Origin of the sequence: Nguyenibacter vanlangensis, from assembly GCF_013376155.1 — a bacterium.
In the GTDB taxonomy this organism is placed as follows: domain Bacteria; phylum Pseudomonadota; class Alphaproteobacteria; order Acetobacterales; family Acetobacteraceae; genus Gluconacetobacter; species Gluconacetobacter vanlangensis.
Genome location: NZ_JABXXP010000541.1, coordinates 1 through 1,969, shown reverse-complemented (window position 1 = coordinate 1,969; position 1,969 = coordinate 1). Strand labels below are relative to the sequence as shown.

Annotated in this window: 1 protein-coding gene and 1 pseudogene; one reads left to right on the top strand and one right to left on the bottom strand. The window is 65.4% G+C overall.

The window, feature by feature from the left end:
- Window positions 1-209, bottom strand: a pseudogene (locus HUK84_RS16420) (PQQ-dependent sugar dehydrogenase); the annotation flags it as partial.
- A gap of 369 nt (window positions 210-578) precedes the next feature.
- Here HUK84_RS16420 and HUK84_RS16415 point away from each other — a divergent pair.
- On the top strand, window positions 579-1,835 hold the full coding sequence (locus tag HUK84_RS16415; protein WP_176641236.1) for an alkaline phosphatase family protein: 1,257 nt from the start codon (window positions 579-581) through the stop codon (window positions 1,833-1,835).
- Window positions 1,836-1,969 lie beyond the last annotated feature (134 nt).

Here is a 1,969-nt window from a genome sequence, read left to right as displayed (position 1 = left end):
TCGGCGCCGTGCCAGCCGACCGGGGTCGCGATATTGACGGTCGGCAGGAAGGTGGGATCGGGCGCGGGCAGCACCGGATGCGGGCCGGTACCGGCCGCGACCGTCTGCGTCGCCTGTTCGGGATGCAGCGCCAGCCGATAACAGCCGGCAGTCAGCAGCGCGAGCAGGACGGCACCGCCCAGCAGCAGCCGGGTAGGAGGGCGTTTCATGGCGAACCTCGACGGGCGGAAGGCCCCGTGGGCTGGCCCGGACCGTCCGGCCCGGCCAAGGGGCCGAATGGAGAGAATCAACGAAACAAGGCGTGCCCCGAATGTCAGCCCAATCCCCGCCGCCACGCAACCGCGCCCGCCCGTCATTCAAACCGGCCAATGTCCCGCCTTCGCAATCCGCGGGGGCATCCCGACGATCGGGATCCTTCTAAACCATTGTTTTATAAAACATCTTTGACGGACGACCCGCCTGTCATCCTATCACAATAATTTGAGACGATTTGCCCAACATCGGGGCAAAGGGCGCCCGTGCCCTTGCGGCCGGCCATCCAGCGGGTTGTAATGGCGGGAAATATTTCGGAGACCATGATGCGACATGTCATTGGGGCTGGACGCGCCCTGTCGATCGGGCTGGGCCTGCTGCTGGCATCCCATGCGGCGGGTGCCGCCGACGCCAGGATGGGGCTGGAGGGCGTGCCGCGCTATGACAACATCATCGTCATCGAAATGGAAAACCGCCAGTTCGGCCAGATCATCGATGCCCGGCCCGCGACCTCGCCGCACATGACCCGCCTGGCGCATGAATACAACGTCGCCACGCGCTATTACGGCATCACCCATGTCAGCCAGCCCAATTACGTCGCGCTGATGTCCGGCGACCAGCAGGGCCTGGTCGATGACGATCCCTGGTACTGCCAGGCGGACGGCACGCCCCTGCCGCGCGAGACGGCCGTCGTCGCCGGCGAACCCGACCCCATGCCGATGGAAGATCGTTGCGGCGGCCATGCCGCGAAGGGGCCTTATGCCGACCATCATTTTCGGGTTCCCAATTTCTTCGCCCAGCTCGACCGCGCCGGGATCTCATGGGCGATGTTCAGCCAGTCGATGTATGTCGACCCGAAGACCGGCCGGCCCGCGCCGGAAATGCCCCAATATCCGACCAGGACCCAGAATCCGGACCTGTATTCGCTTTATGTGGCCAAGCATAATCCGTCGGTCAATTTCGACGATATCCGCGAATCCGCCGATTTCTATCGCCACAACCGCACCGACACCGCCTTCTTCCGGCAGGCCGCCGCCGGCACGCTGCCCCGTTTTTCGTATGTCATTCCCGATCTGTGCCATGACGACCATGGACCCAGGGGCACGCTGCAGCATGCGCCGCAATGCCGGGGAAAAGGATCGGGCCCGTCCCCGCTGCTGACGAGCGGAGACGACTATGTGCAGACGCTGGTCGATGCGGTGCGCGCCTCGCCGCTGTGGCATTCACGGCGCAACGTGGCGATCGTCATCACGTTCGACGAGGACGATTACGGCAGCGCCGGCATCCAGGGCTGCTGCGGCTATCACCCCGCCGATCCCAACCAGGGCCGGGTCGGCCCCATCAATCAGGGCGGCGGCCTGATCCCGACCATCGTCATCACCAATCACGGCGTCCGCGGGGTGCGCGACGACACCCCCTATAACCATTATGCGCTGCTGCGCACGATGGAAGACAGTTTCGGGATCGGCACCTATCTCGGCCACGCCGCCGACCATGTCGCGGTCCAGCCGGCGGACGGCGCCTTCCGGCAGACGCCGGTCCTGCCGATGGTCCCGATGTTCCGCATCGCCCCCAGCCGCTGACTTCCTGCCCCTTCCACCCGGGCCTGTTTTATTGCTGGAAGGCGCGGGCGAGGGCGTGCTGTGTTTCGAGCGAGACGGGCAGAGCGGAGGCTGTCAGGGGTACACCCTGCCATCCGGCGCCGATGGCGGTATAG

What these genes read in the sequence shown, in the direction of transcription:
- HUK84_RS16415 (WP_176641236.1), top strand. Translation starts at nt 579, where the DNA reads ATGCGACATGTCATTGGGGCTGGACGCGCCCTGTCGATCGGGCTGGGC.